Below are 26,745 nucleotides of genomic sequence, written 5' to 3'. Positions count from 1 at the left end.
GAGCTCTCCTGTTCATGCTGCGGTGGTGGCGTCGCTGGTGGCGTCGGACTTCGGTGCCCACAGGCCGTGGCCCCAGTCCTCGACCCGGCCGGCCTTGGCCTCGCGGCCGAGAGTGGTGCTGACGGTGCCGACCGAGCAGCCGGAGCGGTCGGCGATCTGCCCGGTGGTGGCGGTGCCGAGCTCGGCGAGGGCCTGCATGATCGCGAGCTTCTTCGCGCCGGTGGCCGCCCGCCCGGCCTCGGCCTTGATCATGGCGGCGAGTTCGCCGGTCGGGCCGGCGCTGGTGCGCTGCTGCGGGGTGGACGCGGTGGCCTTCTTCTTGCTCTTGCGGCGACCGCCGCCGCCCTCGCCGTCCTCGTTCTCGTCGTCCTCGACCAGGTCGGTCACGCCGGGTACGGGGAGCTCCTCGCCGGTGCGCCGGAAGTGGTCGACCCGGTCGCGCCACTCGGTGTACGCCTCGCCCATGACCTCGGCGGCCTCCGGGGCCAGGGTGGCGACGTTCGTCGCCGACTTGGGCCACCGGGTGGCGACCCGATCGGGCTCCGGCCGCCAACCGCGGTAGGTCGCCGAGCGCTCACCGCCCGCGGACTTGATGTAGCCGAGTCCGGACGTGGTGGCCGCCGGCCCCTCGACGCCCGGCCAGACGGCCGGAAGGTCGGACGGGTCCGCGGGGAGCCTCACCACGTGGCCGCTCGCGCGGTCGGTGTTCCGCAGAACGATGATGTTGCCCGCCATGACGGGGGCCCGAAGCTTGGCCGAGCCGAGGCTCTCTAGCGTGCACAGGTGGTGCGCAAGCCTCAGCTTGACGCCGACCTTGCGGCCCTTGGTGGCGATCCGGACGGCGATCTCCAGCGCCTCCGGGTACGCCTCCCACACCGAGTCCCACTCGTCGATGGTCACGACCAGGAGGGGGTTCTCCGGGGTCGGGGTGAACCCGATCTCGCCCCACTGCTCGTCACCGTCTTCGTCGATCCACCGGGACGCGCCGATGAGCTTGCCGCGGCGCTCCATCTCGGCCTCGGCGCACCGCAGCATGGCGAGGATCTCGTCGGTGCTGCGCGCGAAGTAGTCGAGGTAGTTCTGCCAGAACCCGAAGCTCGCGCCGCCCTGCGGGTCGCCGCCCCAGGAGACGCACACGCCCGAGTGCCGCTCGATCGTCCACAGCGTGTGAAAGACGGTGCTCTTGCCGGAGCCGGTCGAGCCGGAGATCGAGTCGTGCACCGCGCCGTGCCGGGGCCGGTAGAGCTGATACAGGGCGTACGTGCCATCGACGTGCAGGCCGATCCTGGCGATACCCGTCTCCGGGTCGAACGCGATGTCCATCCCGGGGAAAACCGGGACGTCGATCAGCGGGTTGACCGGGTAGAGCCGGAGCTCGGCAAGGGACGGGTTCGCGGAGGGGTGCGCCTCGATCGCCACCGAGGACACCGGCACTCCGTACGCACCGGCGATCTTCAACGTCGCCCCGATCGCGTCCTCGGCCGACTGCTGCCCGGGGTCGAGCTCGACCGTCGCCCGCCACGCGCCCTCGGCCTCCAGCGGCTCGACGTCGCACAGCACCGACTTGGGCAGGGCCTTGCCGGAGGCGCCGATCCGCTGCGCCCACACCGTCGCGGCGTCGGCCGCGACGACGGGCTCCTCCTCGGTGCGGCGGATGCGGCGCCGCCACCACCAGGTGAGGCCGACGGTCGGGGTCCACACCAGCCACCACCAGCCCGCCATGGGGGCGTGCCAGGGGCCGCAGCCGCTCGCGGCGGCGACGGTCAGCATGCCGCCGGCGGTCGCGGTGGCCGCGGCGGTGCGCAGCAGCTCGGCCCGGCGGACGGGACGGCCGGGCGGGGTGGGGAGTATGCCGTTGGTGGCGAGCCACGCCGCGGCCTTGCCCGCCCACGCCTTCTTCCGGCGCCACGAACGCCAGGCCAGCACGGTGCCGGCGGCGGCGGCGTCGAAGGCGAGCGCGCCGGTTCCTCCCTGCGGGGCGGCGGCGAACGCCTCGCCGAGGCCGGAGAGGAGGACCGCGCCGTAGACGGGCGGCAGGTGCCGGCGGTTGCGGTGGTGCCAGCGGCCGAGGGAGCGGACGGCGCGGCCTCGGCGGGTGGCGGGGGCGGGACGGCCCTGCTCGTCGTAGGCGGTCGGCCTGGCGGAGGGTCGGCGGGCGGGCTTGACGCGGGTGGCGGGCATGACGGGGCCCTCCTCTCGTGCGGGTCGGGGGGATCGGGGAAGCGGAGGGGCCGGCGAGCGCTGTCGCTCGCCGGCCCCGAGGTGCTGGCGGGTCGGGCCCCGGGTGGGGCCCGGGTCCGGTCAGAGACGGTTGTTGTAGGCGCTTTCGTGGGCGGCCGGGACGGTCGCGGAGGCGACGGCGCTGTTGATCCCGCCGTGCCGCTGCTCGATCGCCTTCGCCGCGCTCCGGGCGGTGGCGTTGAGGTCGTTCGCGGCGTTCGCGGCGGCGACCGCGCTGACGGCCTGGCCGGCGAGGCGGTCGCGGACGGTGCCGACGTCGGAGAGGGTCAGCACGTCGAACTTGAGGTCGGTGGTCCGGTCGTAGACGACGCTGGCCTCGGTGGCCTTGGCGGCCAGGCGGCTGCGGCGCTGCGCCGCGGCGGTCACCTCGGCGCCGGTCTCGGCGACCAGCTTCGCAAGGGCGGCCTGTACCTGGGCGTACGTGATCTCTGCCATGGATCGGTTCCTTCTCGTTCGCTGGGGCGGCGGGCCCGGATCGGGCCCGCCGCCGGGGGGAGGGGGAGGTCAGTCGCCGTACGTGCTGGTCTGCGCCATGGGCGCGGTCGAGGCGCCGACGGCCTCCTGAATCGCGCCGTGGCGCTTCTGCACGTTCGACGCGGAGGTGTTGCAGTTCGCGGCGCAGTCGCGGCCGGTCGCCGCGTCCTCCTCGCGGGACTTGCGCAGCCCGCCGAGCTGCTCACGCACGCTGGCGATCTCGGCGAGGGTCTTCGCGTCGTACTTCGAGGCGAGGGCCGCGGCGTGGACCGCGTCGAGCCTCTGCTCCAATCCGCCGATGCGGCGGACGGCCGCGGTCGCGTCGTCGGCCTCGCGGTTGGCGAAGTTCACGGCGTCGAGCAGCCAGGCGATCAGGCTGTCGACGCCGTTGACCTCGATCGCTCCGGGCTTGGCCATGGGTGCACTCCTCTGCGCGGGGGCGGAGGCCGGGGCCGCCGCCGGGGTGGTGGTTCCGGTACCGCCGGTGGTGGCGGCCGGGGCGGGCGCCGCCGCCGGGGCAGCCGGCGGCGGGGTGGTCGGGGCCGCCGGAGCGGTGACCGGCGGTGCGGGGTTGGCCGGGGCGGCCGGGGTCGGGGCGGCCGGGGGCTCGGGCGGGTTCTTGACGACGTGCAGCGGCGGACGTCCGCCCGTCGGCGCGGCAGCCGCGGGCGCGGCCGGGGCCGCCGGGGCGGCGGTCGGCGGCGCGGCCGGGGCCGGGGCCGGAGCGGCGGGCGGGACGGGCACGGCAGCGGGGTCGACCACCGTCCCGGCGATGACCTGCCCCCGGAGGTCACGGGCGGTGTTGATCACCTGCGCCTGCGCCGCGCCCGGGTCCTGCCCCGTCCGCCTCGCCTCGCGCCGCGCCTCCATGACCTCCCGACGGACCGGCCAGGCTTCCGACCAGCCCTGCCCGAAGCCCTTCACGAAGGTCTGCGCGGCCGTCGCGCCGGTCACCAGGCCGGTCGCCACCTTCGCGCCGGTGTTGGTGCGGTCCATGGCTTCGCTGCGGGCCTTGTGGTCCTTCTTGACGGCGTCGCTGCCGGTGCCGACGCCATGCCCGAAGGCCCAGACGACCAGGAAGATCGCGAGCATTTCCATTGGGTTGCTCCCCCTCTCAGTTGATGCCGAACGCGGAGCCGATCAGGCCCCCCGTGGTGCCGCCGAGCCATCCGACCCCGCTCGCCACCGCGTGACCGACGTCGCCGGGGATCACCCCGACCACGTTGGGCACGGCCAGGGCCAGGCCGAGGCCGATCGGGCCCGCCTCGTTGTCCTTGAAGCGCTTGATCAGCAGGACGAGCGCGCCGCCGGCGACCAGCCAGCCGACCCCCTGACCGACCCACTCGGTCAGGAACCCGGAGACCTTGTCGTCACACCAGGTGACGGCGGAGTTGATCGCCCGGCCGAGGCCGGTCCCGGCGATGCCGACCCCGCCGGCCAGGAACAGGGACAGGTGCAGACGCTCGTACTCCATCGCGTCGAACACCTTGCCGACCTTGCCGAGGCCCTTGGTCCCGCCCTTGCCGAGGAACTGGAGTCCCCCGCTGACGGCCATCGAGGCGACTCCCGCGCTCGCCGACACCGCACCCTCGATTACGGACATTCCGGTCACCTTCCTTGATCTCTCGTCTAGGTGCTTGCAATCACGCAAAGTGGCGGTACTCTCGCGCGCGCCCGCGCGCCCGCCTACGCATTGGGGGTCCGGCCGACGACGGCCCCGTGTCGAGATCCGTGTTGAACTCAACAGGGGCCGTCACTGACGGTCAGGACCGCAGGCCGTCGCTGACGGACCGCAGGATCTTCGCCAGCCGCTCGAACTCGGCGGTCTGACGGTCGGCCGGGAGCTTCCCGATAGCCGCCTTGAGGATGTTCCACTCGGCATCGGCGAGGCCCCTCGTACCGCGCCGGAGGCCCTCGCGGCGGAGGGTCGTGTTGTGGCCGTCGACCCTCCGCGCGCTGACATCCCGGCGCTTCTCCTCGCGCTTCCGGCGCCATGTCGGCCGGTCAGCCTCCGAGGCTTTCGTCACTTTCCGTCACTCCTAGGCGGGGCGGCAGTGGTGTGCGGTGGGGCACGGGATGGTGAGCTCGTACCGGTGGTACAGCCGGTCGACCGCGGCGAGGCGGAGGCCGATCTCGCTCGCGTTGCCGGCGGGGTCGTGGAGGAGCTCCACCACCCGGGCGAGCTCGGCGTCGCCGAGTTCGAGGTACGTCGGCCCCTTGTTCGCGCCGGTGACGGCGCGGGTCAGCGCGTCCATGACTCCCATGTGTTTCTCCTGGTCAGGGCAGGTTTCGGGCATGACGGCATCGCCGGTCGGCGACCGGCCCGAAACGGGGTGGTTGGCAGGTGGCGCGGGGCGGGGGCGGTCACCGCCCCGCGCGGTCAGAACAGGCCGAACTGCTGCTCGGCGTCGTGCTCGGCATCGCGATGGGCACGGTCGGCCCGGCCGCGGCCAGCCGCCTTGGCGAGGCAGTCCCCGCACCAGGCGAGGAGCTGCTCGACCGGCAGGCGGGCGGCCTCGGCGTCGGGCATCGACGGGTCGGCGGGGGCCGCGATCAGCGGCCGTCCGGCCCGGTGCTCCCGTTCGCAGCGTCCTCCGGACGCGGTGTGCCGGTTGCCGCACCGTCCGGTGCAGGCGCAGCGGCGTTCGCAGCGGGCGGCCACCCGGTCGAGCAGGGGGCCGCCGATCCGCGGGCGCCGGTGGGCGGTCACGGGGTCGCCCCCGGGCCGTCCGGCGGGGCGTCCGTCACGCCGTTCGCCCCCTGCTCCTGCTGGACCTCCTTCTGTCGGTCGTGCCCCCACGTCTTGCCGTAGCCGAACGTCCGTCCAACCTCCGAGGCGGAAGCGCCGGGGTTCTTGATCAGCCACGCCCGAGCGGCGGCCTTGTCGGCCTCGGCGCGGACGGGGTCGAGGCTCCGGCGTGCGGTCTCGGCTCGGGCGGCAGTCACTCCGCCGACCCTCGCGGTCGTCGCCGGCCGCTTGGTGGCGCGGGCGGCGACGGTCGTTCCGGCCCGGTCCGCGAGCGGGTCGGGCTGCTGCTCGGCGGCCGGGGGTACGGACTGCGGTTCCTGCTGCTCCGCGCCGTTCGGGCGAGCGACGTCCGGGGTGATCGCGTCGAGCAGGCGGTCGAGGTCGTCGGGGGCCTGGTCGTCGCCGTCGGCCTCGGGCTCGCCGTCCGGCACGGTTCCGTCGCAGGTCGGCGGCTCCTCGACGTCGCCCTCGACGACCTCCGCCTCCGGGGTGGCGGCGTCGGACTCGGCGGGGTCGGTGTCGGGCTCCTCGGCGTCCGCGAGGGGCTCCTCTACGGCCGGGGCGGGCTGCTCCGGCGCGGCGGGGTGCTCGTTCGTCGGACCGTTCGCGGGGTCGTTCGCGTTCGCCACGGGGGCGGCGGTGGGCTCGGCGGGCGTCGGGCCGTCCGCGTCCGCGAGGGGCTCCTCGACGGCCGGGGCGGGCTGCTCCGGCGCGGACGGGGCGGCGTTCGCGGCCGTCTTGACCAGGTCGACCGGGGCGGGCTGCGGTGCGGCGGCCGGGGCGATGGCCGGACGCTCGGCGCCAGCGGCCGGGGCCTCGACGTACAGCGGCCCGTGGCCGTTCGCGTCGAGCGCACTGTCGCCCGCCAGCAGTTCGAGCGCGTCGGCGAGGTGGTCGTCGAGCGAGTGCTCCGCAGCGCGGTCGGCACGCTCGACGGTGATCGTCTCGGGGGTCGGCTCGACCTGCTGCTCCTCGACGGCCTCCGGCTGCCCGGCGGGCAGGGGGACGGCGGCGTACTCGGGGAGGACGGCGTCGGCGGCGACGAACGCAGCCAGGCGGGCGCGGGCCGCGGCGACCCGCTCCTCGGTGGGGGCGATCGAGCGCTCCTCGTGGTAGCGGGCGACCGACCGGGTGATCACGGCGCCGGGCTTGGTCAGCTTGCGCCGCGACCAGCGGGCGGAGCGCATCAGCCAGCGGTCGGCGCGCAGAACCCGGGCGTCCTCCTCGCGCTGCGCGGCGTACTGCTCGGCACCCAACTTGATCGCGATGGTCGCGGTGATGACCCGTTCCAGGATCTCGACGGAGATGATCGTCGCGGCCGGGATGGCGAGGTGATAGACCAGGCCGACCCAGTCGACGCCGGCGAGGGTGAAGTGCCCGCCGGCCAGCACCGACGGGGCGACGTTGAGCGAGACGGCCAGCAGCGCGGCCAGCCACGTGCCGAGGCGGGCGATCATCCCGGCGGGTCGGCGGCGCAGACCGCAGAAGATGCGCCAGCACGTCAGGAGGATGAACAGGCCCTCGGCGCCCGCGAAGGGCGTCCAGGACGCGCCCTCGGTGAAGCCGTGGCGCTGCGCGGAGGCCGAGATCGTGTCGATCGCGCCGACGCCGCCGAGGATCGCGAAGCCGACGCCGAGGAGGCCGATCACGGCCGCCACGGTGGTCAGCAGGTGCGGGTGCGCGGCCAGCCAGGCCCGCCGGTTGGCTTCGAGCTCGGCCTCGCTGCGCGGGTTCTCGTAGGGGAGGGGGTCGCCCTCTCTGGCGAGGGGGCGTGCGGTGTTGACGGCGAGGGTCATGTCGGCTGCTCCGGGGGCGTGGTGGTGCTGGTGGTCGGTCGGCTGGTGTGGTGGTGGGCGGCCCGGGGGGTGCCGCCCGCGAGGATGATCATTCCGGGCGTCGTGAGCGCACCGCGGGGCGGGGCCTTGGGGCCCGGCTTCTGCGGTGCCGGAGTGCCCGGCTTCGGACCCGAACCGCCGCCGATGTAGGAGGCGCGGCCGGTGCGGGTGAGGGTGTCAGCCACGGCCGCCGCCCGAGGAGTTCGAGGAGGAGCCGGAACCGGCGTCGCTGTTCGGTTGCCACGGGGACGGCCCGCCGGCGAGCAGCGAGGCGTTCTGCTCGGTGCTGCCGCCGAGCGCGCCCGACAGGTGTTGCTGCGCGTCGCGGACCAGGGCGTCAGCGGCGGCGGTCGTGGCGCTCACCGCTCGGCCCTGTCCCACGCGGCGGCCAGGGCGGCCATGCGCTCCCCGACCTCGACCTCGCGGGCGGCGAGCTCCGCCTCGGTGAGCAGCGGCTCGGCCTCGCCGAGCCTGCTCTCGTCGTCGTGCTGCGCCTGCACCGCCCGCCGGTCGCGCTCGGCGTATGCCTCGGTCTCGGCGTGGTCGACCTCGGCGGCGAGGATGCGGTCGAGGCAGTCGACCTCGGGCGCGGTCGGGTCCTCGCAGGCGCACAGCCCCTCGTAGTGGCGGGCGGCGGCCCGGTCGGCGCGGGGCATCCGGATCTCTCCGGAGGCGACCGCGCCGAGGAAGGTGTCGCCCTTCTGCCGGCGGGCGAGCTCCTCGGCCTCCATCGCGTCGTTGTAGTCGTCGCAGTCGGCCAGCATCGTCCCGGGGGCGCAGGAGCAGCGGCCGAGGGCGTGCGCGAAGGCGACGACGTCCTCGGCGCTCACCTCGTAGTCGGTGCCGTGGTCGGCGATGAGCTGCTCGCCGTAGACGGTCAGCTCCTCGTCGGTGAACACCCGCTCGCCCGAGAACAGGCGGCTGTCGCCGTCGTACTGGTCGTACCAGCCGGCCGCGTACCAGGGCCAGGGGTCGAGGCGGCCGAGGCGCTGGGCCTGCTGGCCGGCCAGCTCGGCCAGGTAGCCGGGCCAGTCGGCGAGGAGCTCGCCGAGCTGCGCGACGGTCTCGATGTGCCGCGCCTCGCCGATTCGGATCAGGCTGTCCCCGGCGGCCGTGACGGCGGTGAGGACGGCCTCGACCGGGGCCAGCAGAATGCGGCCGAGCAGGCGGGCGGAGCGGATCGAGCGGCTGTCGGAGAGGAGGCCGGCGGTCGCGGCCCGGCGGAGGGTGCTGCTCATGTGGTCACCTCGGAGAGGGTCGGGAGGTGCGCGAAGCGGGGGGAGCCGACCGGGAGGGCGGCGGGGTGCGATCGGTCGAGGCGGGCCGACAGTCGGACCCCGTGGGCGGCGCGCAGCCGCTCGCATCGGGTCTCGCTGTCGACCGACTGCTCGGCCGGCGCGTCGTCGAAGTCGTTGGCGGCGAGGACCAGGGCGACGGCCTGCTCGGCGGAGAGCCGGCGACGGTGTTCCTTGATCCCCGCGGCTCGGCCGCGGCTCATGCGGTCGGGCCCTTGGTGTGACCGGTGTCCGGATTTCCGGACACGGCCGTGAGGCTGGTGTCGGGCATGCGGGTACTCCTGACGGAGTCGGTCGTACCGGGGAGGGGAGCCGGGGGTACTTCCCGAGTGGGTGACCATGTCCGGCGGGGTGAGGCTCTGCTCGACGGCGGCCCGGCGGCGGTGCCTGCGGGGCGGGCGAGCTGGTCCTCGACGACTGACTAGGCGACGGCGGCGAGGAGCTGCTCGGCGTGCTCGACCGGCACCCCGAGCTGCGCCGCGACCTGCCGCGGGAGCTGCTCGGCGATGCGGCGGATGGCCGCGGTGTCCTTGCTCTTGTCGCGCAGCAGGAGCTTGCGCTGGGCGCGGGTGAGGCCGCCGTTCACGCCGTCCTGCTGGGCCCGGGTGGCGACCGCGAGGGCCTGCCGGAGACAGGCGACCTGGTCGGCGAGCGGGCAGTCGGCGCAGATCGCGAGGGCCTGCTCCTCCGACGGCCGGGCGGCCAGGGGGCTGCCGGACTGGTGGGAGGGGTGGAACAGGTCGGGGTCGACGGTCGCGCACGGTCCGACGACGTCGGCCGGGTGGGCCCGGTAGGACGTCTCCGCTCCGCTGCTGCTGGCGTTGGCGAGGGAGATCATGCCGCTGCCCCCATCTTGAGCAGGGTCCGGGCGGCGGCGAGGTCGGCGCGGCGCTTGCGGCGCTTCGCGGCGAGCTCCTGCTCCTTCTGCTCGGCGGCCTGCTCGGCGGCGATCTCGGCCGCGATCCGGCGGTCGCGCAGCTTGTACGCGAGGCGCTTCAGCGCGGGGGCGTCGAGGTAGACGCCGTTCGTCCTGGCGTAGCGGGCCGCGGCGGCGAGCTCCTCGCGGGTCAGACCGTCGGCGGGCTGGGCCTGGTCGGAGGCGGCGCGGCGGCGGGCGTTGCGGGCCTCCTGCTCGGCGCCGGTCGTGCCGGGGAGGGCGTGGTCGCGGTTGCGCTGGTCGCCGAGGAGGGTCCGGGCGGCGCCGGCCGCGGTGGCGGCCGTGGTCTTGTCCGCGGCGAGGAGGACGTCGGCGGCGTGAACCAGCCGCCGCGCTCGGGCCTCGGCGCTCTCGTCGAGGGTCTCGCCGTCGGCGTCAACCGGGAGCCACAGGTCAGCGGTGGTGCCGGTCAGCGCGGCGATTTCGTCGGCCAGGCCGCGCCGGCTGCGACGGGTGGTGAGGGGCGAGATCGCGACGTTCCGCGTCCCGGTGCCGAGCCGCAGCCCGGCATGCGTCAAACTGCTCATGGCGGTGTATCTCCCTGGTCAAGTCAGGTGATGGTGCGCCGCCAGAGGTCCCCCTCGGCTTCCTAGGGCCATACGAGGGGGGCCTCGCCCTTTTTTCGGAGCTTGCGCGGCTTCCTAGGGCCATACGCGCAGGTCTCTGATCAGGGCAAAGCGGCGGTGCAGTGCCGTCACTCCCCGTTGCCTTTCGGCCCCGGTCGGTGTCGACGTGATGAGACTGACATCCGAACTGAGGGGTTGTCAATAACCGTACTGTTGCGGTTATCCTGGTTCCTACGAGCCGACCTGAGAGGGCGTCATGTCAGACAGCAACATCCCCAAGTGGCAGCAGCTCGCCAGCAAGCTGCGCGCTCAGATCGCGGACGGAACCTACCCACCGGGCAGCAAGCTGCCCCGACAGGTGGACTTGGCGGCGGAGCTCGGATGGTCCGACGCCACCGTGCGCCGGGCATACGGCGACCTGGCCGCCGAGGGGCTGGTCACAGCAACCCGGAACGCGGGCACCGTCGTCAACCGGCTTCCCCACCTGTCGGGCGCCGACCGCGCACGCTCGGTGCGCAACACGGGCAAGATCTACATTGAGGGCGAATACGCCCGGATCACCTCCGCCGAGCTGGTCGAGGCGCCGGCCGACGTGGCCGAGGTGCTCGGGATCAAGGCAGGCACATCGGCGATTCGCCGAGTGCGCGTCACGTACGGCCCCGACGGCAAGCCCCGCAGCGCGTCGACCTCTTGGTACGACGGCGCTCACGCCGAAACCGCCCCGCTGCTCCTGATCGCGGAGCGGATCGAGCGCGGGTCGTGGCGCTACCTTGAGCAGCAGGTCGGGGTGACCGCCCGGAAGGGGCGCGACTCCATCGAGGCCCGCCTCGCCACCGAGGCCGACGCCGAGGCCCTCGGCCTCGAACTCCCGGCCGCGGTGAAGGTGTCCACCAGCGTCCTGCGCACCCTCGACGGCGTCGTCGTCGAGTACGGCGTCAGCGTCGCGGGCGAGGGTCGCACGTCGGTCTACGACTACGACCTCCCCGACGCCTAGCAGCACCCGGCCCGGCCAGTCCCGCAGATCACCAGGGCTGGCCGGGCCGACACTTAGCGATCACCCGCGAGCGAATGCGTTCGGGCGTGGCGTGCCCCGACACCACCCTCCCTCTGCCATTATGAGCATGTCTCACCGGAAGCGAGGAAAGGTCATATGGAGATCGAGGAACTGTTCCGCGCCACCGTGGCCGCCCTACTGCGCGCCAATGCGGAGCATCAGTCGAGCTTGGCTCAGGCCCTCGGCATGACCCACGGTGCGGTCAGCCTCAAGCAGTCCGGGAAGACGGCATGGTCCCTGCGTGACGTCAGCGGAGTCTCGCGCCACTACGGCATCCCGGCCGCCGACCTCATGTCCGGCCCAACTCGGGCTCTCGAACGGCTTCCGTTCCGCCGCCGCCTGGTCATCGACTGCGAGGCACTGTTCCGCGACACGGTGGCCGCCCTGCGGCGCGAGGCCGGAGAGACCCAAGCCGACCTTGCCGACGCCCTCGGGGTGACTCAGGGTGCGATCAGCCTCAAGCAGCGCGGGAAGACCGCATGGTCCCTGCGAGACGTCGGCAACGTGTCCCGGCACTACGGGATCTCCGCGTCGGACCTCATGGCCGGCCCCGAGTACGCGGTGCGCCTGCTCCCCCGGATGCGAAGGGCCGCCCTGATCGGCGGCCGTCAGGAGGTCGTGCCCGTCTAGGCCGCCTCACCAGACCCCAGAAAAGCAAAGGCCCCGCCGGTGTTCCCCGGAGTTACCAGCTCCGGACCGATCGGGGCTCTCGCCGACCCTGCTCAAGGTCTATGACGAGTGTACCCGCGGGTTCCCCGGGCACGCTCGACACGGGCCGGAAAGGCCAATTCGTGCCCCAGCACCGCGACATCAGTCCACGCGACTGCGAGTCGTGCCGCAAGGTCTACGCGGCACTTGAAGATCACAAGGAAGCCGCTCCGGAGGAGTGGCTCACGACCGAGGCCCTCGGCCAGGCCGCCGGCCTCGGGGTCCGGGCGACACAGGTCCACAGCGCGCACCTGGTCGCGCACCACCTGGTCGACGTCGACCGCCGCACCCTGCTGCCCGGACGGTCGAGGATGGCCAGCGAGCCCGTCCTCCCCGGCGCGGTCGCGTGGGCGCAATCGGTGGTCGCACCCGACCCGACGTGCGCCCGGTGCCTGATCGCCCTCGCCTCCGTGGGGTGGGAGGGGCAGATCCACACCGAGGAACTCGCCAAGGCGGCCAACGTCTCGCCCCGGTCGGTCGAGCGGCACCGGCCGCACCTGGTCGCCGCGGACCTGGTGCAGTTCCGGAAGGCCACCCGGACCGACCCGGTCACCGGGTTCGTCACCAAGCTCGCGGACCGGTTCACCCTGCTGTCGACGTTCGCGGCCCGCCCGTTGGAGGGCAGGGCGCGCGAGGCCGTCCCGGCGCGGGCGGCGGCGCTGGTGCGTCGGGTCCGGTGGCTCAGCGGCGTCACGGCCGATGAGCGGAGGTTCGCCGAGCAGGCCCTCTACTTCTGCATGTACAACGGGTGGCCGGACGAACCTCTCCTCGCCGCGCTCGACGCCACCGTTGACCGGCGGGTGTATCACCCGAACGGGTACGTGGCGAAGCTGCTCAGGAAGCTCCCTTTGGAGTACATCGTCCCGGCCCGTGACGCCTACACCGGCACCACCGGCCGCCGCATGGTCGACTGCCCCGCCTGCCGCACGCCCTACTCGACCGAGCGGCCCGGCCGGCCGATCTGCGGGCCGTGCCGGGACGCGGGCGCGACGATCCCCGCGCCCGGCCAGGAGCTCACCCGCATCCCCGTCCGCACTGCCTGAAAGGAGCCTGAGCCATGGCCAGGAGCAGCACCCCCATTCTCGACTGGATGCGCGGCCGGTTCCTTACCCGGGACGTTGCCAAGACGCCGCAAGGCCAGTTCAACGCGGTCATGCGCGCGCACAAGGGCGACCGCGCCGCAGTCGCCGCGGCGCTCGGCGTCAACCGGCGCAGCGTCGACCGGTACATCGACGGGACCAGGAAGCTCAAGAACTCCCCGGAGGCGGTCAAGGCGGCCCTGCGCAAGGAGGCGGCCCGGGTCCATCAGCCACGGGTGCAGTCGCGGGCCCGCCGGGAAGCCGAGCAGCGCGGCTTGATCGTCGACACCCGGGCGCGACTGGGGTACCACACCAGCGCGGCGGGCCAGACGGACCAAGCCCGGCTGCGCACCCTGACCAGGGGCGTGCCGAGCCGCCTGGTCGGGTCGATCTTCGACGCCATGCAGGCGGGCGATGAGGAGAAGCTGCGGGAGCTGGTCGCCGAGGGCCTGGCCGAGGACTATTTCCGCGAGCCGGGCGGCGGGGCCTCCGACCTGACCATCACGTTCACTGACATCGACTACATCGAACTGGACCTCCCGTGATGACGCCGAACACCACGTACACCGCGCCCCTGGTCGTGCTCGAAGCCATCGACGGCACCCTCGTTGCGCACCGGCCGGACGTGCAGCGCGTCGAGCTCCCCGCCGAGGTGACCGACCTCGCCTCGGCGGCGGCGTGGGCCCTGGCCTACGGGCTCGGCTCCGCCCGGCTGCACAAGTTCGGCGAGGACTCGGGCCCGCTGCTGGTGCTGACCGAGTCGGCGACGGTGGCGTTCGGCCTGCCGGTCGAGATCGAGGACCGGAAGAACCTGCGGCTGCCGGCCGACCACCCCGCCGCCGTCGCGCTGACCGAGGCCGGGTGGAGCCTGAGCCGTGCCGGTCTCGCCCCGTGGTCGCTGCTGTTCAAGGGGCGCGAGGAGGTGCGGATCGCCGTCCTGCCCTGGGACGCCTTCGGTGATCACATGCGCTGGGGCGGCATCGCGGACGTCGCGAGCACTCCCTCGGCCCTGGCGTACAGCCTCGGCCTGTACGCCGAGCGCGTTCTCAGCCCGACGGGCTCGACGGCCGGGTGCGGCCTTGCCCTCATGGAGGCGGTCCGGCCGCCGACGCGCATCGTGTTCGAGAAGGGCACGGGCCGGATGCACCGCGAGCCGATCGAGGGGTCGCTCTCCGTGCCGGTCGACCCGGCTCCGCCGGAGGCCATCGACGAACACCCCGTCGCCGAGGGGCGCACCCGGGAGGAGGCCGAGAGCCCGGCTCATGTCCAGTTCGAGGAGGTTCTCGCCTGGTGGCGGGAGCCGACCGAGGAGGAGCGGCGACTCCCGTACGTCGTCGGCCTGGACATCAACACCGCCTTTCTCGCGGCGTCCAACAGGTTGACCGTCGGACTGGGAGCGGCGGAGTACACCGACGGGCCGGCCTTCGACAAGAAGATCCCGGGAACGTGGCTGGTCGACTTCTCCGGCGTCCGGCTGCGCACCAGGGATCTCGCCACGAAGCAGTGGAAGGAGCTCCCCGAGCACTTCCCGTCGCCGTTCACGCCGACCGGGGCCGCGCCGACCGGGCCCGCCTGGTACACGACTCAGACGGTGGCGTACGCGGTGGAGCTCGGGGTCGACGTCCGGCCTATCGCCGGGTGGCTGCGCCCGCAGCCGTTCGGGTACCTGAACCTGTGGTACGAGAGGCTGCAAGGCGCCTACATGGAGACGCTGGCAGACCTCGGGATCACGCCGGACATGCCGGAGGAGAAGTTCCTCGACGCGATGGAGTCGCTGGGGTCGGCCGACCCGGAGGCCCTGGCGGTGCTGTCTGCGATCAAGCAGACCGCCAAGGGCGGTCTGGGCAAGATGCGGGAGAGGCCCCGCGGCAAGCGGGCGGGCGGGCGCCACGCGCCGTGGCCCGCGCTCAAGCGGCCGACGTGGCGGGCGGACATCCGGGCGGCGGTCATCAGTGCGGCCCGGGTCGGCGGGCACCGCAAGATGGTGAAGACGTGGAACGCGAACGGCCTGGTGCCGCTCGCGGTGCTGTCGGACTGCGTGATCTACGCCTCGGCGTACCCGACGGTGCGGGCCGTGGTGCCGCGCACCCCGGAGGGCGGGCCCCTGTCCGGCGGTTTCCGCATCGGCCCGAACCCTGGCTACTGCAAGCAGGAGGGGGTGCGGCCGTTGGCGTGGTACGTCGAGACGATCGGCAAGGGTCTCAACCCGGGGCGGTACATCAAGGCGGGCCGGGACGCGGTCGCCGAAGGCGAGTAGGTCACGGCCCCCGCGGGTCGGACACGGCGAAGGGCCGGCACCCCAGTGGGGCGCCGGCCCTTTCTGCGTTCACCGCCGGGTCACCGACGGGCTAGTTGACGATCTCGGCGTCGATGATCTCGGCCGGTACTTGGGTCCGGCGGCCGAGCCACTTGCCCGCGACCGTGATCGCCTTGACATGCCGCTCGGCGGCCTCGGCGTCGAGGGGCGGGGTTCCGGCCTTCATCAGGGCGGCGACGGTCTCGACCAGCCGCTCGGCGGTGGCGGCGGCGTTGGCGAGGGCGCGGTCGACCGCCTCGCGCTTCTCCTGCTCGGAGGGGAGGAGCTTGTCGTCGGTGACCGTCTGGCCGCGGTCCTTCCGGACGCCGCGGACGTCGGCGGCGGTCATCTTGGCGCCCCGCCCGGTGGCCCGGTCCATGGCCGCGCCGAGGAGGTCGGCGACCTGGTGCTCGCCGTCCTCCGCACGCCACACCGGCAGGAGCGCGAGGGCTACCGACTTGCTGAGCTCTGCCCTTATCTCCGGCTGCTGCTGCGCCTCCGCCGACTTGCCGCCCTTGGGCCGTTTGCCGTCCGGGCCCGCCTCGATCGCCTTGCGCTCCTTGGTGTCCGGGTTTCCGGACGCGACGCCCTGCGCCACGGCGAGCCGGATCGGGGCGGTGTCCATCAGCTCGTACAGGGTGCTGCGCCGGTACCCCCAGCGCTCCCACCCGTACTCCTCGATCGTGCCGTGCTTGATGAGGTGCAGCTCGCGCTTGCGGATCTCGGCGAGGAGGAGGCCGATCTCGACCTCGCCCCGGAAGCGCGCCCGGTGGATGCTCTCCAGTCCGGCGGCCTGCGCCGCCTCGATCGCGGATTCGAGCGCGGCGAGCTGCTCCTCCGGGGTGCCGGTGACGGCGGCCGGGTCGAACGCGCGGATGGCGAAGGGGTCGGCGACAAGGGCCTGACCGCCGCCGAAGTTGTCCAGCAGCTTGCCCTTGGGCTTGGCGGCCGGCGCTCCGCCGGTGCGCTTGGCGGCGGTGGCCGACGGGGGCGCGGAGCCCTCCGTCCCCGCTCCGGCCGTGGAGCCGTCGGCGGCGTCGGCCGGCTTCCCCGTGGGCCTGGTGCTCAGGTTCAGCCCGGTGCGGTTGCGCGTCCGGGGGGTCACTGGTCACCCTGCCGGGGGGCGGGGAGCAGCAGGCGAGCGATCTGCTCATAGTCGGCGGTGGCGGTGCAGCGGGGGGCGTGCATCCGTACCGGGGAGAAGGTGCCCGCGGCTTCGCTGACGGAGATCGTCTGTCGGACGGGAGAGATCAGCGCGTCGGGGTAGTCAAGCGCGACCTGCTCCTCGATGTCGCGGGCAAGGTTGGACTTGCCCCACATCGTCGTGAGGACGGCCGCGACCCGGAGATCCGGGTTCTCGTCCTCCTGCACCTGCTCGATCGTCTCCGCGAGCGCGCCGACCGCCTTCGCGTCGGAGTAGCCGACCTTGACCGAGACCACCACGGCGTCCGCCGCGATCAGTGCGGAGATGACGACAAGGCTCATCGACCGCGAAGCGTCGATGATCGTGACGTCGAACTGCTCCTCGCTGGCCTCGATGGCCCGCTTGAGGCGCTTCTCGGTGCCGCCCTTGCGTTCGTACTCGACCCGGGCGAGGTCGCCGTACGACGGGACGATGTAGAGGTTCGTGAACTTGGTGGGCCACGTCGCCTCGTCGAGCCCGACCCGCCGCGCCTTGACCTTCCGCACCGGGTCCTCGTCGACACCGAGGAACACATGCCGCAGGTTGTAGCGCTCCTCCGGCACCAGGTCGCCGGGGTAGATCGGCTCAATCCACCCGCTGAGGGATTCGCCCTGCGTGTCCGCGTCGATCAGGCGCACGCGAAGGCCCTTGGCGGCCCACGCCGCGGCCATCTCGACCACCGTCGTGGTCTTGCCGACGCCGCCCTTGTTGTTGGCGACGACGATCGTCTGATGCCGGTTCAGCGGCTTGAAGGTCGCCGGTACGCGCACGGACGGGCCCCACTCGGCCCACGTGGCCTCGGTGTTCCAGTCGGTGACGACGTCGAGGAAGTCGAGATCGAGTCCCGCCAGGCTCGGGAGCGGGATCGTTGCTGGTGCAGTCATGGCGTAGACGGTATCCGCGCGGACTCCCTCCGGTCAGCCAACCCCCCGCGTTCGCACCCTCCCGGGGGACGCTGCCGCCCTTGCGCCGCCCGGTGTCCGGATTTCCGGACACCGGGCGCGCCCCCGGCGTACGCTCCTCGGTGAACAGCAGCAGCGCGGCCCCGGACCACCACCACGGTCCGGGGCCGCGCTGTTCGCGTTCACCATCCGGGGTGCACGGTGCCGGTGGTCGAGGTCGTCGGGCCCGGCCCCACGACCGGCGGGGCGGAGGCGGCGACCGGCGGGGCGGAGGCGGCGACCGGCAGGCCGGCGGCGGCCAGGACGGGCAGCAGGGCGGCAGTCAGGCCCTCGGCGGCGGCGAGGACCGCCGGGTCCTCGCCGCGGCGCGCGAGGAGGGCGCGGGCGAGGTGGAGTGCCGACTCGACGGCGGCGGCGGGTACGGCGACGGTGCGCAGCGGGGCGAGGGCGTCGAGGGCCCGGTCGGCGGGGGTGGCGGGTACGGCGGCCGGACGGGGGAGCCATGCCGGGGGTCGGTGCGGGTGCGGGGCGCCGGGGGCGGGGAGGCCGGGGCCGAGGGCGCGGCGCTGGGGCGGGGTCACGTGGGGGTCAACGAGTCGCGGGGGCGGTGGGCACCGGGCCGGCGAACCGTGACCGCCACGGGGTGCACCGGCCGGTGACCGTGCCCGCCATCCGGTGCGCCCCGCGGCGGTCGAACGGCCCGGCGAGGGGTGGCCGGGGGGTCGCGTTTCCGCAGGTGGGACCGTACCCGCCAATCCGTGCACCCCCATTCGGGTGCCGATGTACCGTAGCCGCCAAACCGTGCACCCCCTCCCACCAGGCGACATGACGGGCCATCACATGAGGTGAGCTCGGCTCATACGGGCGGGCAGCAGAAACGCCCGGCACCTCGGGGTCGAGGTGCCGGGCGTCCGGGCGGTGCGCGGAGTTGGCGGCTACGGTGCGGCGGCGACCGCGGGGGAGTCGAGGCGGGCGAGCGGCGAGCGGCGCCCCTTGCCGACGGACCGCAGCTCGACCCAATCCACCTCGGGGTGCGCACCGGGGAGGGCGTCCACGTCCGCGCTCCGGTAGAACGGGACCTCGACCGCGCCGGCGCGGCTGGTGCCGTACTGCACCTCTCGCCACTCGGCGGGCCGGACCCACCCGAGGCGGACCACGTGGTCCCACTCGGTGCGCCGCACGCCGAGGCGCTGCGCCGCCTGGTCGGGGCCGAGGCCCGATTCCCGGGCGACCAGGTCGGCGAGGTCGGGCCGCGCGCAGACCTCGGCGACCTGGTCGGGGTGCAGGAGCAGGCCCTCGGGGTTGCCGGAGAGGTCGACCAGGAGGCCGAGGGCGACGAACCGGCGCACGGTGAAGCCGGCCACCTTCGGCGGCTCCCCGGGGCGGTTCGGGGTGCCGAGGGCCTCGGCGATCCGGTTCGCGGCGCCGCCGGTGGCGTAGAGGTCGCCACCGGGCACCGACGCGATCACCTCCTCGCGGTTCATCGTCTCGACCGCCGCGCGGGACCAGGTCGAGGCGCTGGCGTCCGGCGGCGGGACGATGCCCGCGTGCCGGGCCCAGCGCAGGGCGGTGATCGGCACCCGGAGGCGTCCGGCGGCCTGGCGGTCGGTGTACTCGGTGAGACGGTGCGCCATGGTTCAAGATCCTCTCTGCTGTGGTCGGTGGTGGCGGCTTCGGTGCCGTGCGCCCGGTGCCTGTTTCTGCTGCTGCCGGAGGGTCAGGCAGGCGCTCACCACCGGTGGTCCACGCCGTCCTCCAGATCCGCCATGTTCGAGGGCTCCCGGTCGTAGTCGTCCGGACTGTCGCACGTACAGGTGCCGCCCTCGTACATGAGGCGTTCGCAGTGGTCGAGGTCGCGGCAGCCGCGGGGCGGCTCTGGCGCCTCGGCCGGGGCCGGCGGGCTCACGGGCGCCAGCGGCGGCAGTCCCGCGAGTTCGCGCCGGAGCTCCTCGAACGTGCGGCCCTCCCAGTCCTTACACAGCTCGCAGCCGCGCCCGCCGGGCAGGGTTCCCGGGCAGTCGTACATGTGCATCTCGGGGTCGATGTCCAGGCGGGTCACGGGGTCCTCTCGTCGCTTCCTGGTCTCGGGTGTCGGCGGGGAGGTCAGAGCCACCACCACCTGACGGGCTCGCCGGGGTGCCGGGGCGGGAGGCTGACCGGCTGCTCCCCGGTGAGCCGTCGCCAGAGCCAGGCGGGCAGCGGCCGGATCGGCCGGTCGCGGGTGATGGTGTAGGCGGTCCCGTCGACCGTCGACCCGGGGCCGATCAGGTAGCCGCCACTGCGGGCGCCGGGGCCGCGGACGTCGATCCCGGGCCCGAGGACGCCGGAACTGCTGGGGATGGTGCACCAGTGCGCCACCCGGAAGTAGAGGTGACTGCCTCCGCTCGGGGTGCGCACGGTGAGGGTGTCGAGGGCCTGCGCCCACCCTGCGGCGTGGGCGGTGCACATGTCGGCGAGCGTGGCGGCGCCGTCCCCGGCGAGGTCGAGGTCGAGGCCGACGATCGCCGAGACCCGGCAGCCGATACCGACGTTGGCGCCGGCCGGCCAGTGGCTCCGGACCGCGTCGGCGGTGGTGAGGCACCGGCCGGACCACCCCGGGGAGTCCGGGCGGCGCCCACCCCGGGGAAGGGGAAAGACCGCGAGGTGCCGCTCGACCAGGTCGACGACGTCCTCGACGGTGGGCTCAGCAGACACATTCATAGGTGTGCGCCGCGCTCTCGTACGTCCCGCCGCACTCGTCGCACAGGTCGTCGGGGTCGGGGTCGAGGTCGTCCTCCTCGACCAGCCAGTACCCGGGGCCGTCGTCGAGGCCGTCCTCGGCGTCGCCGTCGGGGAAGTTGGGATGCCGCACGCCGTCGTAGACGACGGTGACGGAGGTCGGCCGGCCGTCCTGGCCGGTGCCGCTCTCGCGGAGCTCGCCCCACGGGATCTCGGGGAGCTCGACCCCGCCCTCGAACACCGCGCCGCACCCGGTGCACTGGTGGGAGTCCCACCATTCGGTGAGGCCCCACATCGACCCCGGGTAGCGGTCGACGTGCACGAGACGGCCCTCGCAGCCCTCCTCGGCGTCCGGGCACGGGGCGCCCTGGTGGCATCCCGTCCCGGAGCACCGGCACGGCCGGTCGGGGCCGGCGGAGGTGCAGAACGTCGCCTCGGCGCGGGCGCGGTGGGCCGGGGTCGCGTCGGCGGCCAGGGCGCGGACGCCGAGCGTTCCGACGGTCACCCCGGCGGCGGCCTCGGCGGCGGTGGGACGGGCTGTGAAGGCCGCGAGGAACAGCTCCTCGACCGTCGGCTCTGCCGCCGGCTGCTCGACGCTCTGCGCGGCGTCCGGCTGCTCGGCCCGCGCCCGGATCAGCGCGTCGTGGTAGCCGATCCCCTCGGCGTCCTGAATCTGGCGGGCCCTGCGCTGCGTGGCGGTGCGCCTGGTCACGAATCCTCCCGACCCGGGCCTCGGTCCCCACGCAACCCGCCCGGTGCTTCGGTTCGGATCGTCAACGCTCGGATGCTCTCTGCCGGATCGCTCGCGCGACCTCCTACCGCTGGGGCCGGCGGCGTGGGTGCCGGTCGCGGTGTGGGCGTCGGTGCCGCCCTGTAGTCGTCGGACCACGCTACCGGACCCCACCGACACCCCGGGAGCTCCTCGCCGGAACGAGTGACCTCCCGGGCTGTCCGGGCCGGGCGCTGCGCCGTACCGGAGTCGGCGGCCGGAAGGCCCGCCGGGTTCTCGGACCCGGCGGGCGGCCTGCGGCTCAGCCGGGGATCGAGACCTTCACCCCGGCCGCGTACTCGACGGCGTCGCCCGAGGAGTAGGTCACGCGCACCCCTCCGCCCGGCAGGTCGTCGACCGCGTCGACCAGGTAGGGGAGCTCCTCCGCGTCGATCACGACACGGTCGTTGCGGCCCAGCTCCTCGACGGCGACGCGGGGCAGCGCGCGGCGCTGCTGCTCGCGCCGCCACTGGGCGAGCTCGGCCTCGGTGAGCTCCTTCTCGCGCAGCGGGACGGAGCCGAGGCCGTCGGCGCGGTAGACGGCCCGCACGGTGCGGTCGCGGCGCCGGGCGAGGGCGAGGGCCTGGTCGCGGTCCTCGGCCATCACCCGGATGAGCTCCCGCTCGGCCCGGTTGGTGATGGACCACCACCCGGTGATGGGGCCGAGGGCCTCGCGCTCGGCCTCCCGGGCCGCAGCGGCGGCCTGGTCGATCACCTGGACCCGGTCCGCGAGCTCGACGCCGGGCACCGCGACCGACTGCGCCGGGCCGGTGGCGCTGCCGACGATGAAGACGATTCCGCCGTCGGGCCCGTACAGCTCGGCGACCATGGCCGGGCGGCGGTCGCCGTCCTCGGTGTGCACCCAGCACAGGGCGTCGGCGGTGATCTCGACGCCGGTCCGGTCGCGGCGAGCGGCGAGCTCGACGTCGAGGGCGCGGAAGTAGGCGACGGCGCGCTCGCCGGTGTTCGCGGAGGCGTCGACCATCCGGCCCAGCAGGGCGACGAAGCCCGCCGCGTCGAGGCCGTTCACGCAGGCGCGCACGCGCTCGGAGGCCGCGCCGTCGTCGAGGGTGACGTGCCGGTGCCAGCCGCACGCCGCGGTGAAGCCGGCCCGCAGCGCCTCGCGGGCATCGGTGCGGTCAGTGCGGGAGCGCTCGCGTACGCGCTCGGCGACGACCAGGTGCCCGGCCGCACCGGCGGGAAGGTCCGCGGCGTCGGCGAGATCGGCGAGGACCAGGGCGACCAGCTCGGCGCCGAGGCCCGGCCGGTTGGTCGGGGGCTCCTCCTCGCGGGCGCCGGTGGGGGTCAGGGTCCGGCAGGCGGCGGCGATGCCGTCGAGGACGTCCTCGACGGCCGGGCCGGGACGCTCGGCCCCTGCCTGCGGCTGCTGCGCCTCGGCGGCCGGGGCGGTGCGGCCGGGCACCCGGACGGCGTGGCCGGCGCGGACGGTGCGGAACTCGGCCTCGGCGAGGGCCCGGTCGTAGACGGCGAGGCGGTCGGCCCAGCGCTCGGCGTCGGCGGTGGAGCCGCGGCGGGGGGTGATCCGCGCGCCCTCGCGGTGAATCACCATCCGGTCCCCGGTGGCGCCGCTGGTGGTGATCATCCAGCCCCGGCCGTCGCCGTCCTCCGCGCTGGGCAGCCCGGCGGCAGTCAGCGCGGCGGCGATGGCCTCCTCGCCGACCTCGGCGAGGGTGCGGGCCCGCTCCCAGCGCTCGGCGATGTCAGCGGCCAGGCGCTCGCAGTCCTCGGCGGAGATCACCAGCGGGCGGCGGGTGAGGGGGCGGCGCGACGTCGCGCGGGGCTGCTCCTCGCCGACGACGACCTCGACGGCGCCCTCGATCGCGCCGGGGGCGATCCACACGACGGCGTCGGCGGGGGCGCCCGGGACGGTCAGCCGGACGCCGTCGGCGGCGAGGACGACCAGCGCGCCGGAGGTGACGGCCTCGGTGATCCGGCGGCCGGCGGTGCCGGGAGTGATCTCCAGCAGGCGGGCGGCGCGGCGGCCGGCCTCAACCCGGGTCAGGAGGTGGCGGGCCGGGACCTCGGGGTCACGGTAGGCGGCGGCGACGGCGTAGGCGGTGGCGGCGGCGCGGTCGTTCTGCATGGGGCGTCTCCTCGGTGGTCGGTGGGCCGAACACCAAGTTAGCGGAAGCTACGTAGGTTCCGCAATCCCTTGCGGGTGACCCGCTGCGTCGAGCCCCCGGGCGACGGCTGCGCCTGCTTGGATGGCAGGCGTCGAACCCCGAACCGGCGCTCCCCGATCAAGCCGGACCCCTGTCGCGCCGCCTGTCGCGCCCACCTGTCGCGCGGCACCTGTCGCGTGCTGTGACATGGGAAAACGCCCCCGAACCCCCACCCCTGCGCCCGACGCGACAGCAACGGCGACAGCCCCCCGCAGGTCGGGCGGCTGTCGCCGTTTCGTCGCGCTCCTGTCAAGTTTTGGGGTGTGCCGAACAAGCCCAACCCGGGCGGGCCGCTACGCCCGGCAGTGCTCCCGCGCACCCCGCCGCCGAGCCGCTCCCCGCCGACCGGGCGCACCCGCCCTCGCTCCGCGACACGCTCGGCGGCGGCCCCGGCCTAGCTCGGCGAGCACGCCCTCGACCGCCTCCTCGATGGCGCCCGGTGAGCGGTGGGCCACTCCAGCGAGCGCCCGCTCGACCCGCCCGCGCACCACCTCGGCGACCCGCTCGACGGCCGCGCCGATCACCCGCTCGACGTCCTCCCCGACCCCGTCCCGCTCGACGTCCCCACCGGGCGCGGGGAGGGGCCCGGCCGGCCGCTGCGGGTCACGGGTGCCGCCCGTACTGGCCGGCGTCCGACCCGCTCCCGGGGTCGGCGCGGCCGGGGCGACCGCGGGCAGCGATCCGGGCCGCTCGACCTCGGCGACCGAGTAGACCGTCGGCTCGGCGGCAAGCCGCCTGATCCGCTCGACCAGCCGGGTTCCGGCCTCCCCTTCGGCCCGCCGCCGCCCGTGCTCGCGCAGCGCGTCGAGGGCCTCCTCGACGCTGCCGAAGGTGCCGAGGTCCGCCAGCTCGCGCGGCAGCGGCACCCCGCCGGGAACGTCCGTCGCCTCTCGCGTGCGCTCCATCACCCACCAGCGCCCGCCCCGACGGTGGTTGATCTCGAACCCGAACCCGTGCACCTCGCGCAGGAGCCACCACTCCTGACCCCATCCCGGACTCATCGGGGCAACGCGCTCCCCGTCGACCAGGTCCGCGGGGAACTCCGGGTCGGGGCCGGCCTCCCGCCGCCGCTGCTCCCGCTTGCCGTCACCGGCGATCCGCCACACCGCCCGCCGCTGCTCCTCGGTGGTCTGGTGCCCGAGCTGTGCCGCGACCCGCTTCTCGACCGCCGCGACCGCCTCCGGCGACGGCTGCGCCCCGCCGCCCGCCTCCGGTCGCGCGCTTGCCGCGACCCTGTCAACTTCTGCGGTCAACAGGTCGTCCGAACCCGCCGCCGACTCCTCGACGACCCGCTCGACCTCCTGCTCGACCGCCACGACCGTCAACACCCCCCGGAGGGCGCCGGCCGCAGCCTGCTCCCGCTGCTGCTCCTCCGTCAGCCCAGCCACGTCGAGTGCCTCCGCGTACTCCCGTTCCGCCCCCTCGACCCGCCCCAGAGCCTCCCAGTACCGAAGATCGGCCGCGTCCATGCTCAGCCGGGTGCCCCAGCGCTGCGCCGACGCGCGGCGCGCCTTGGCCTCCTCCAGCGCGGTCCGGGCGGTGTCCAGCCGGATGCGAGCCTGGTCCGCCACATCGGCCGGGGTCAGCTCGGCCGTCATTGCCCACGCATACCGATCGTCGGTGGCGTTGCCGGTGGCCATCAGCCACGCGACGAACTGCGCGGCCGGGTCGAGGTCCGCCGGGTCGCCGGTGTAGGTGTCGCGCACCCAATCCGAGTAGGCAACCGGCACGCTGCGCCGCTCCTCCCACTCCTGCACGCCGGCCCAGTCATCGGCGAGCGTGAACACCTTGTCGCGGCGCCGATCCTCGATCAGCTCGGCCACGTACGAGCGGTCATCCTCCGTGAACGCGGGGGTGTCCAGCGCGGACACCGGGCACCCAGCCGCAGCGGCAGCGTGCTCGGCGCACCGGTCACCGATGGACAGACCGGGCACCCGGTAGACACGCCCGATCACCTCGCAACCGCGCTCCCCGCACTCCGCGGCGAACTGGTAGACCGGCCGGCCCTCGACGCGCTCGGCGGTACGAACCTCGACCGGCACAACCTCGGCCAGCGTCAACGGCTCCTGACCGGCCGTCACCGGACCGGCGAAGTAGAACGACAGACGCTCGGGCAGGTTCCCGTCGGAGGGCAGCAGCACGACGTGCGCGGTGTCGCCCGACTCCCACCCGGCAAGTTCGTAGTTCCGGGTCATGGCGACGCCCCACCCGAACACCGGGTCGAATCGCTCGACGGTCACGGCGTGCACGATGCAGACCAGGGGGAGCAGACGGCCGGCCTCCGCGGCCTCTTCGTCCGTCTCGCACGCGCACTCCCCGAACTCCTCCGGCTCGACCAGCTCGGCGGAGTCGATCAGTTCGGCAACCGCGGGCAGACGCATGTCGGTCATGGCCACACCGCGCACGCTCCCCTCGCTCTCCTTGGGCAGGTAGCGGAACCCGCGCGCACCGCGCTCCCATTCGAGCACCATCTCGACGGCGCCCGCGGTCGTCTCGGCGTCGAGGGAGAGCACCCAAGCGTCAGCACTCCGGCCGTTCACCCCCTGCGCCACGAACGACACCCGGACGGACCAGTCCTGCTCCTCGGCCGCATTCATGATCTTCTTCGCGCTGGCGGGCAGGGTGGCCTTGACGTCGGGAGTGATGGCGGACACGAGCGGCTCCTCGGTGGGTCGGTGCGGTGGCGATATGAACAACTTAGCGGAACATACGTAGCTTCCGCAATCCCTTACCGCCAACCCGTGCACCGAACCCGCCACCCAGCCAGGATCGGCCAACTCGCCTATGCGCCAAGCGAGTTGACGCGCACCCACCGAAACCGCCACCACCAACCCACCCCCGCCCACCGAACCCGCCACGCTGCGCACCGCGCGCCCGCGCACCGCCACGCGGGTGCGCCTCCGTCAACTCTCCTGCAAGCAAAGCGAGTTGATGAAACGACCGGCATCAAGGGGCCGCGGTGTCGACGGGCCGGCGACCCATCGGCACCGAACCCGCCACCGTCCGCCGGCCGCCGTCGATCGGGCCACCCAATCGACACCGCAGGCTCGACACGCAAAGGGTCCGAGAAAGCCACAGGAGGGGTCGCCAGCAGCCGCGCACCCCCACCTCGCCCCCTCCTTCCATATGGACACCGCGCAAGCGAGGAGCGCCACAGATGGCCGTTTCGAGCGTTCGCGTTTTCCACAGGGTTTAGTGGACAAAGGGCGCACGATTTGGCGGTTATGGGGCTGACCTGCGAAAACGCACCGTGACCGCCACGACGTGCGCGGGTTCGGTAAGGGTTCAACCTTTCGTTGTGACTATTACTCGAACACGCTAATGGAAACGGTCACCATCTGACGATACGTCAGATATACTCTTCTTGCTGGTCACCACCGTTCCCGCCAACCCGTGCACCCCCCTCCCCGTGTTCGATTTCGAGTCTGTGGACAAAGGGCGCACGGATTGGCGGGTTCGGTGGTGCACCCCTTACACCGTTTCAGGGGGTGCACAGGCCAAAACCAGCGCTGACCTGCGAAAACGCATTTTCCACAGGGGTGCACGGATTGGCGGGTTCAACCTAGAGAGTCAGCCCAACGGCGAGGCGCACTCCGTGCGCACGAGCGGCGAAGCCGCTCGATAGCCGGCGGCGAAGCCGCCGGCTTGGGCGACTACGGAGGCGAAGCCCTCCGTATAGCACACGGAGCCGGGGTCTCGAGCCGACCGAGCACGCCGGCAACGCCATGGGCGAGGTGTTCCAGGCCAACAGCGGCC

The 26,745-nt window shown here is 73.9% G+C and carries 28 protein-coding genes; 5 read left to right on the top strand and 23 right to left on the bottom strand.

Going from position 1 to position 26,745, the window contains the following annotated elements:
• Positions 1-12: 12 nt before the first annotated feature.
• The 14 genes from ABZW10_RS32995 to ABZW10_RS32930 all read right to left on the bottom strand — a co-directional run bounded on the left by ABZW10_RS32995 (position 13) and on the right by ABZW10_RS32930 (position 10,058).
• Positions 13-2,181, bottom strand: a complete 2,169-nt coding sequence (locus ABZW10_RS32995; RefSeq protein ID WP_355373445.1) for a hypothetical protein — start codon at positions 2,179-2,181, stop codon at positions 13-15.
• 120 nt (positions 2,182-2,301) lie between these two features.
• Positions 2,302-2,676, bottom strand: coding sequence for a hypothetical protein (locus ABZW10_RS32990; RefSeq protein ID WP_355373442.1), 375 nt, complete (start codon positions 2,674-2,676; stop codon positions 2,302-2,304).
• Between the two features lie 69 nt (positions 2,677-2,745).
• On the bottom strand, positions 2,746-3,813 hold the full coding sequence (locus tag ABZW10_RS32985) for a hypothetical protein (RefSeq protein ID WP_355373440.1): 1,068 nt from the start codon (positions 3,811-3,813) through the stop codon (positions 2,746-2,748).
• Positions 3,814-3,829: 16 nt separating this feature from the next.
• Positions 3,830-4,318 carry a hypothetical protein gene (locus tag ABZW10_RS32980; protein WP_355373437.1) on the bottom strand — a complete coding sequence of 163 codons (489 nt, stop codon included), beginning with the start codon at positions 4,316-4,318 and terminating at the stop codon, positions 3,830-3,832.
• Between the two features lie 160 nt (positions 4,319-4,478).
• Complete coding sequence (locus ABZW10_RS32975; protein ID WP_355373434.1) at positions 4,479-4,742, bottom strand: hypothetical protein; 264 nt, start codon at positions 4,740-4,742, stop codon at positions 4,479-4,481.
• A gap of 12 nt (positions 4,743-4,754) precedes the next feature.
• Positions 4,755-4,979, bottom strand: coding sequence for a hypothetical protein (locus tag ABZW10_RS32970; RefSeq protein WP_355373431.1), 225 nt, complete (start codon positions 4,977-4,979; stop codon positions 4,755-4,757).
• A gap of 116 nt (positions 4,980-5,095) precedes the next feature.
• The gene (locus ABZW10_RS32965) at positions 5,096-5,425 is read right to left on the bottom strand and encodes a hypothetical protein (RefSeq protein ID WP_355373428.1); all 330 of its coding nucleotides are present in this window, start codon (positions 5,423-5,425) and stop codon (positions 5,096-5,098) included.
• On the bottom strand, positions 5,422-7,260 hold the full coding sequence (locus tag ABZW10_RS32960) for a hypothetical protein (protein ID WP_355373425.1): 1,839 nt from the start codon (positions 7,258-7,260) through the stop codon (positions 5,422-5,424). Before ABZW10_RS32960 ends, ABZW10_RS32965 begins: the two co-directional genes overlap by 4 nt.
• Positions 7,257-7,484, bottom strand: coding sequence for a hypothetical protein (locus ABZW10_RS32955; RefSeq protein WP_355373423.1), 228 nt, complete (start codon positions 7,482-7,484; stop codon positions 7,257-7,259). The genes ABZW10_RS32960 and ABZW10_RS32955 overlap by 4 nt, the downstream gene beginning before the upstream one ends.
• Entirely contained in the window at positions 7,477-7,662 is a 186-nt protein-coding gene (locus ABZW10_RS32950; RefSeq protein WP_355373421.1) for a hypothetical protein, read from the bottom strand. Before ABZW10_RS32950 ends, ABZW10_RS32955 begins: the two co-directional genes overlap by 8 nt.
• Positions 7,659-8,537 carry a hypothetical protein gene (locus ABZW10_RS32945; RefSeq protein ID WP_355373419.1) on the bottom strand — a complete coding sequence of 293 codons (879 nt, stop codon included), beginning with the start codon at positions 8,535-8,537 and terminating at the stop codon, positions 7,659-7,661. The genes ABZW10_RS32950 and ABZW10_RS32945 overlap by 4 nt, the downstream gene beginning before the upstream one ends.
• Positions 8,534-8,797, bottom strand: coding sequence for a hypothetical protein (locus ABZW10_RS32940; protein ID WP_355373418.1), 264 nt, complete (start codon positions 8,795-8,797; stop codon positions 8,534-8,536). The genes ABZW10_RS32945 and ABZW10_RS32940 overlap by 4 nt, the downstream gene beginning before the upstream one ends.
• A gap of 218 nt (positions 8,798-9,015) precedes the next feature.
• Positions 9,016-9,432, bottom strand: a complete 417-nt coding sequence (locus ABZW10_RS32935; RefSeq protein ID WP_355373415.1) for a WhiB family transcriptional regulator — start codon at positions 9,430-9,432, stop codon at positions 9,016-9,018.
• The gene (locus tag ABZW10_RS32930; protein WP_355373412.1) at positions 9,429-10,058 is read right to left on the bottom strand and encodes a hypothetical protein; all 630 of its coding nucleotides are present in this window, start codon (positions 10,056-10,058) and stop codon (positions 9,429-9,431) included. The genes ABZW10_RS32935 and ABZW10_RS32930 overlap by 4 nt, the downstream gene beginning before the upstream one ends.
• 295 nt (positions 10,059-10,353) lie before the next feature.
• Between ABZW10_RS32930 and ABZW10_RS32925 the strand changes: the two genes are divergently transcribed.
• The 5 genes from ABZW10_RS32925 to ABZW10_RS32905 all read left to right on the top strand — a co-directional run bounded on the left by ABZW10_RS32925 (position 10,354) and on the right by ABZW10_RS32905 (position 15,195).
• Positions 10,354-11,091 (top strand): GntR family transcriptional regulator, encoded by a 738-nt coding sequence (locus ABZW10_RS32925; protein WP_355373409.1) that lies wholly within the window; start codon positions 10,354-10,356, stop codon positions 11,089-11,091.
• Between the two features lie 156 nt (positions 11,092-11,247).
• Positions 11,248-11,781: a helix-turn-helix domain-containing protein gene (locus ABZW10_RS32920; RefSeq protein WP_355373406.1), complete on the top strand. Its 534-nt coding sequence runs from the start codon at positions 11,248-11,250 to the stop codon at positions 11,779-11,781.
• 161 nt (positions 11,782-11,942) lie between these two features.
• Complete coding sequence (locus tag ABZW10_RS32915; RefSeq protein WP_355373403.1) at positions 11,943-12,902, top strand: hypothetical protein; 960 nt, start codon at positions 11,943-11,945, stop codon at positions 12,900-12,902.
• Between the two features lie 14 nt (positions 12,903-12,916).
• Positions 12,917-13,483 carry an XRE family transcriptional regulator gene (locus ABZW10_RS32910; RefSeq protein WP_355373400.1) on the top strand — a complete coding sequence of 189 codons (567 nt, stop codon included), beginning with the start codon at positions 12,917-12,919 and terminating at the stop codon, positions 13,481-13,483.
• A complete protein-coding gene (locus ABZW10_RS32905; RefSeq protein ID WP_355373397.1) occupies positions 13,483-15,195 on the top strand; it encodes a transcriptional regulator in 1,713 nt (570 codons plus the stop codon). Before ABZW10_RS32910 ends, ABZW10_RS32905 begins: the two co-directional genes overlap by 1 nt.
• A gap of 91 nt (positions 15,196-15,286) precedes the next feature.
• On the opposite strand, the gene ABZW10_RS32900 is transcribed toward ABZW10_RS32905, so the two are convergent.
• From ABZW10_RS32900 to ABZW10_RS32860, 9 genes are all read right to left on the bottom strand, one after another.
• Positions 15,287-16,339, bottom strand: coding sequence for a hypothetical protein (locus ABZW10_RS32900; RefSeq protein WP_355373394.1), 1,053 nt, complete (start codon positions 16,337-16,339; stop codon positions 15,287-15,289).
• Positions 16,336-17,301, bottom strand: coding sequence for a ParA family protein (locus ABZW10_RS32895; protein WP_355373391.1), 966 nt, complete (start codon positions 17,299-17,301; stop codon positions 16,336-16,338). The genes ABZW10_RS32900 and ABZW10_RS32895 overlap by 4 nt, the downstream gene beginning before the upstream one ends.
• Positions 17,302-17,501: 200 nt before the next feature.
• On the bottom strand, positions 17,502-17,900 hold the full coding sequence (locus ABZW10_RS32890) for a hypothetical protein (RefSeq protein ID WP_355373388.1): 399 nt from the start codon (positions 17,898-17,900) through the stop codon (positions 17,502-17,504).
• Positions 17,901-18,254: 354 nt separating this feature from the next.
• Positions 18,255-18,953 (bottom strand): hypothetical protein, encoded by a 699-nt coding sequence (locus ABZW10_RS32885; RefSeq protein ID WP_355373385.1) that lies wholly within the window; start codon positions 18,951-18,953, stop codon positions 18,255-18,257.
• A gap of 95 nt (positions 18,954-19,048) precedes the next feature.
• Positions 19,049-19,378: a hypothetical protein gene (locus ABZW10_RS32880; RefSeq protein WP_355373382.1), complete on the bottom strand. Its 330-nt coding sequence runs from the start codon at positions 19,376-19,378 to the stop codon at positions 19,049-19,051.
• Between the two features lie 44 nt (positions 19,379-19,422).
• Positions 19,423-20,013, bottom strand: coding sequence for a bifunctional DNA primase/polymerase (locus ABZW10_RS32875; protein WP_355373379.1), 591 nt, complete (start codon positions 20,011-20,013; stop codon positions 19,423-19,425).
• Positions 20,003-20,749: a hypothetical protein gene (locus ABZW10_RS32870; protein WP_355373376.1), complete on the bottom strand. Its 747-nt coding sequence runs from the start codon at positions 20,747-20,749 to the stop codon at positions 20,003-20,005. The genes ABZW10_RS32875 and ABZW10_RS32870 overlap by 11 nt, the downstream gene beginning before the upstream one ends.
• A 319-nt stretch (positions 20,750-21,068) precedes the next feature.
• Positions 21,069-22,910: a hypothetical protein gene (locus tag ABZW10_RS32865; RefSeq protein ID WP_355373373.1), complete on the bottom strand. Its 1,842-nt coding sequence runs from the start codon at positions 22,908-22,910 to the stop codon at positions 21,069-21,071.
• A 372-nt stretch (positions 22,911-23,282) separates the two neighbouring features.
• A complete protein-coding gene (locus ABZW10_RS32860) occupies positions 23,283-25,643 on the bottom strand; it encodes a hypothetical protein (RefSeq protein ID WP_355373370.1) in 2,361 nt (786 codons plus the stop codon).
• Positions 25,644-26,745 lie beyond the last annotated feature (1,102 nt).

The organism is Kitasatospora sp. NPDC004723 (assembly GCF_040609255.1).
Classification (GTDB): domain Bacteria; phylum Actinomycetota; class Actinomycetes; order Streptomycetales; family Streptomycetaceae; genus Kitasatospora.
Note: the sequence above shows the minus strand (reverse complement) of the source record. Positions and strands in the feature narration are given on the sequence as shown.

Coding starts and splice junctions, on each gene's coding strand:
- ABZW10_RS32930 (WP_355373412.1), bottom strand. CDS start 10,058: ATGAGCAGTTTGACGCATGCCGGGCTGCGGCTCGGCACCGGGACGCGG.
- ABZW10_RS32960 (WP_355373425.1), bottom strand. CDS start 7,260: ATGACCCTCGCCGTCAACACCGCACGCCCCCTCGCCAGAGAGGGCGAC.
- ABZW10_RS32920 (WP_355373406.1), top strand. CDS start 11,248: ATGGAGATCGAGGAACTGTTCCGCGCCACCGTGGCCGCCCTACTGCGC.
- ABZW10_RS32990 (WP_355373442.1), bottom strand. CDS start 2,676: ATGGCAGAGATCACGTACGCCCAGGTACAGGCCGCCCTTGCGAAGCTG.
- ABZW10_RS32970 (WP_355373431.1), bottom strand. CDS start 4,979: ATGGGAGTCATGGACGCGCTGACCCGCGCCGTCACCGGCGCGAACAAG.
- ABZW10_RS32945 (WP_355373419.1), bottom strand. CDS start 8,537: ATGAGCAGCACCCTCCGCCGGGCCGCGACCGCCGGCCTCCTCTCCGAC.
- ABZW10_RS32995 (WP_355373445.1), bottom strand. CDS start 2,181: ATGCCCGCCACCCGCGTCAAGCCCGCCCGCCGACCCTCCGCCAGGCCG.
- ABZW10_RS32925 (WP_355373409.1), top strand. CDS start 10,354: ATGTCAGACAGCAACATCCCCAAGTGGCAGCAGCTCGCCAGCAAGCTG.
- ABZW10_RS32910 (WP_355373400.1), top strand. CDS start 12,917: ATGGCCAGGAGCAGCACCCCCATTCTCGACTGGATGCGCGGCCGGTTC.
- ABZW10_RS32885 (WP_355373385.1), bottom strand. CDS start 18,953: ATGGCGCACCGTCTCACCGAGTACACCGACCGCCAGGCCGCCGGACGC.
- ABZW10_RS32940 (WP_355373418.1), bottom strand. CDS start 8,797: ATGAGCCGCGGCCGAGCCGCGGGGATCAAGGAACACCGTCGCCGGCTC.
- ABZW10_RS32895 (WP_355373391.1), bottom strand. CDS start 17,301: ATGACTGCACCAGCAACGATCCCGCTCCCGAGCCTGGCGGGACTCGAT.
- ABZW10_RS32905 (WP_355373397.1), top strand. CDS start 13,483: ATGACGCCGAACACCACGTACACCGCGCCCCTGGTCGTGCTCGAAGCC.
- ABZW10_RS32935 (WP_355373415.1), bottom strand. CDS start 9,432: ATGATCTCCCTCGCCAACGCCAGCAGCAGCGGAGCGGAGACGTCCTAC.
- ABZW10_RS32985 (WP_355373440.1), bottom strand. CDS start 3,813: ATGGAAATGCTCGCGATCTTCCTGGTCGTCTGGGCCTTCGGGCATGGC.
- ABZW10_RS32865 (WP_355373373.1), bottom strand. CDS start 22,910: ATGCAGAACGACCGCGCCGCCGCCACCGCCTACGCCGTCGCCGCCGCC.
- ABZW10_RS32980 (WP_355373437.1), bottom strand. CDS start 4,318: ATGTCCGTAATCGAGGGTGCGGTGTCGGCGAGCGCGGGAGTCGCCTCG.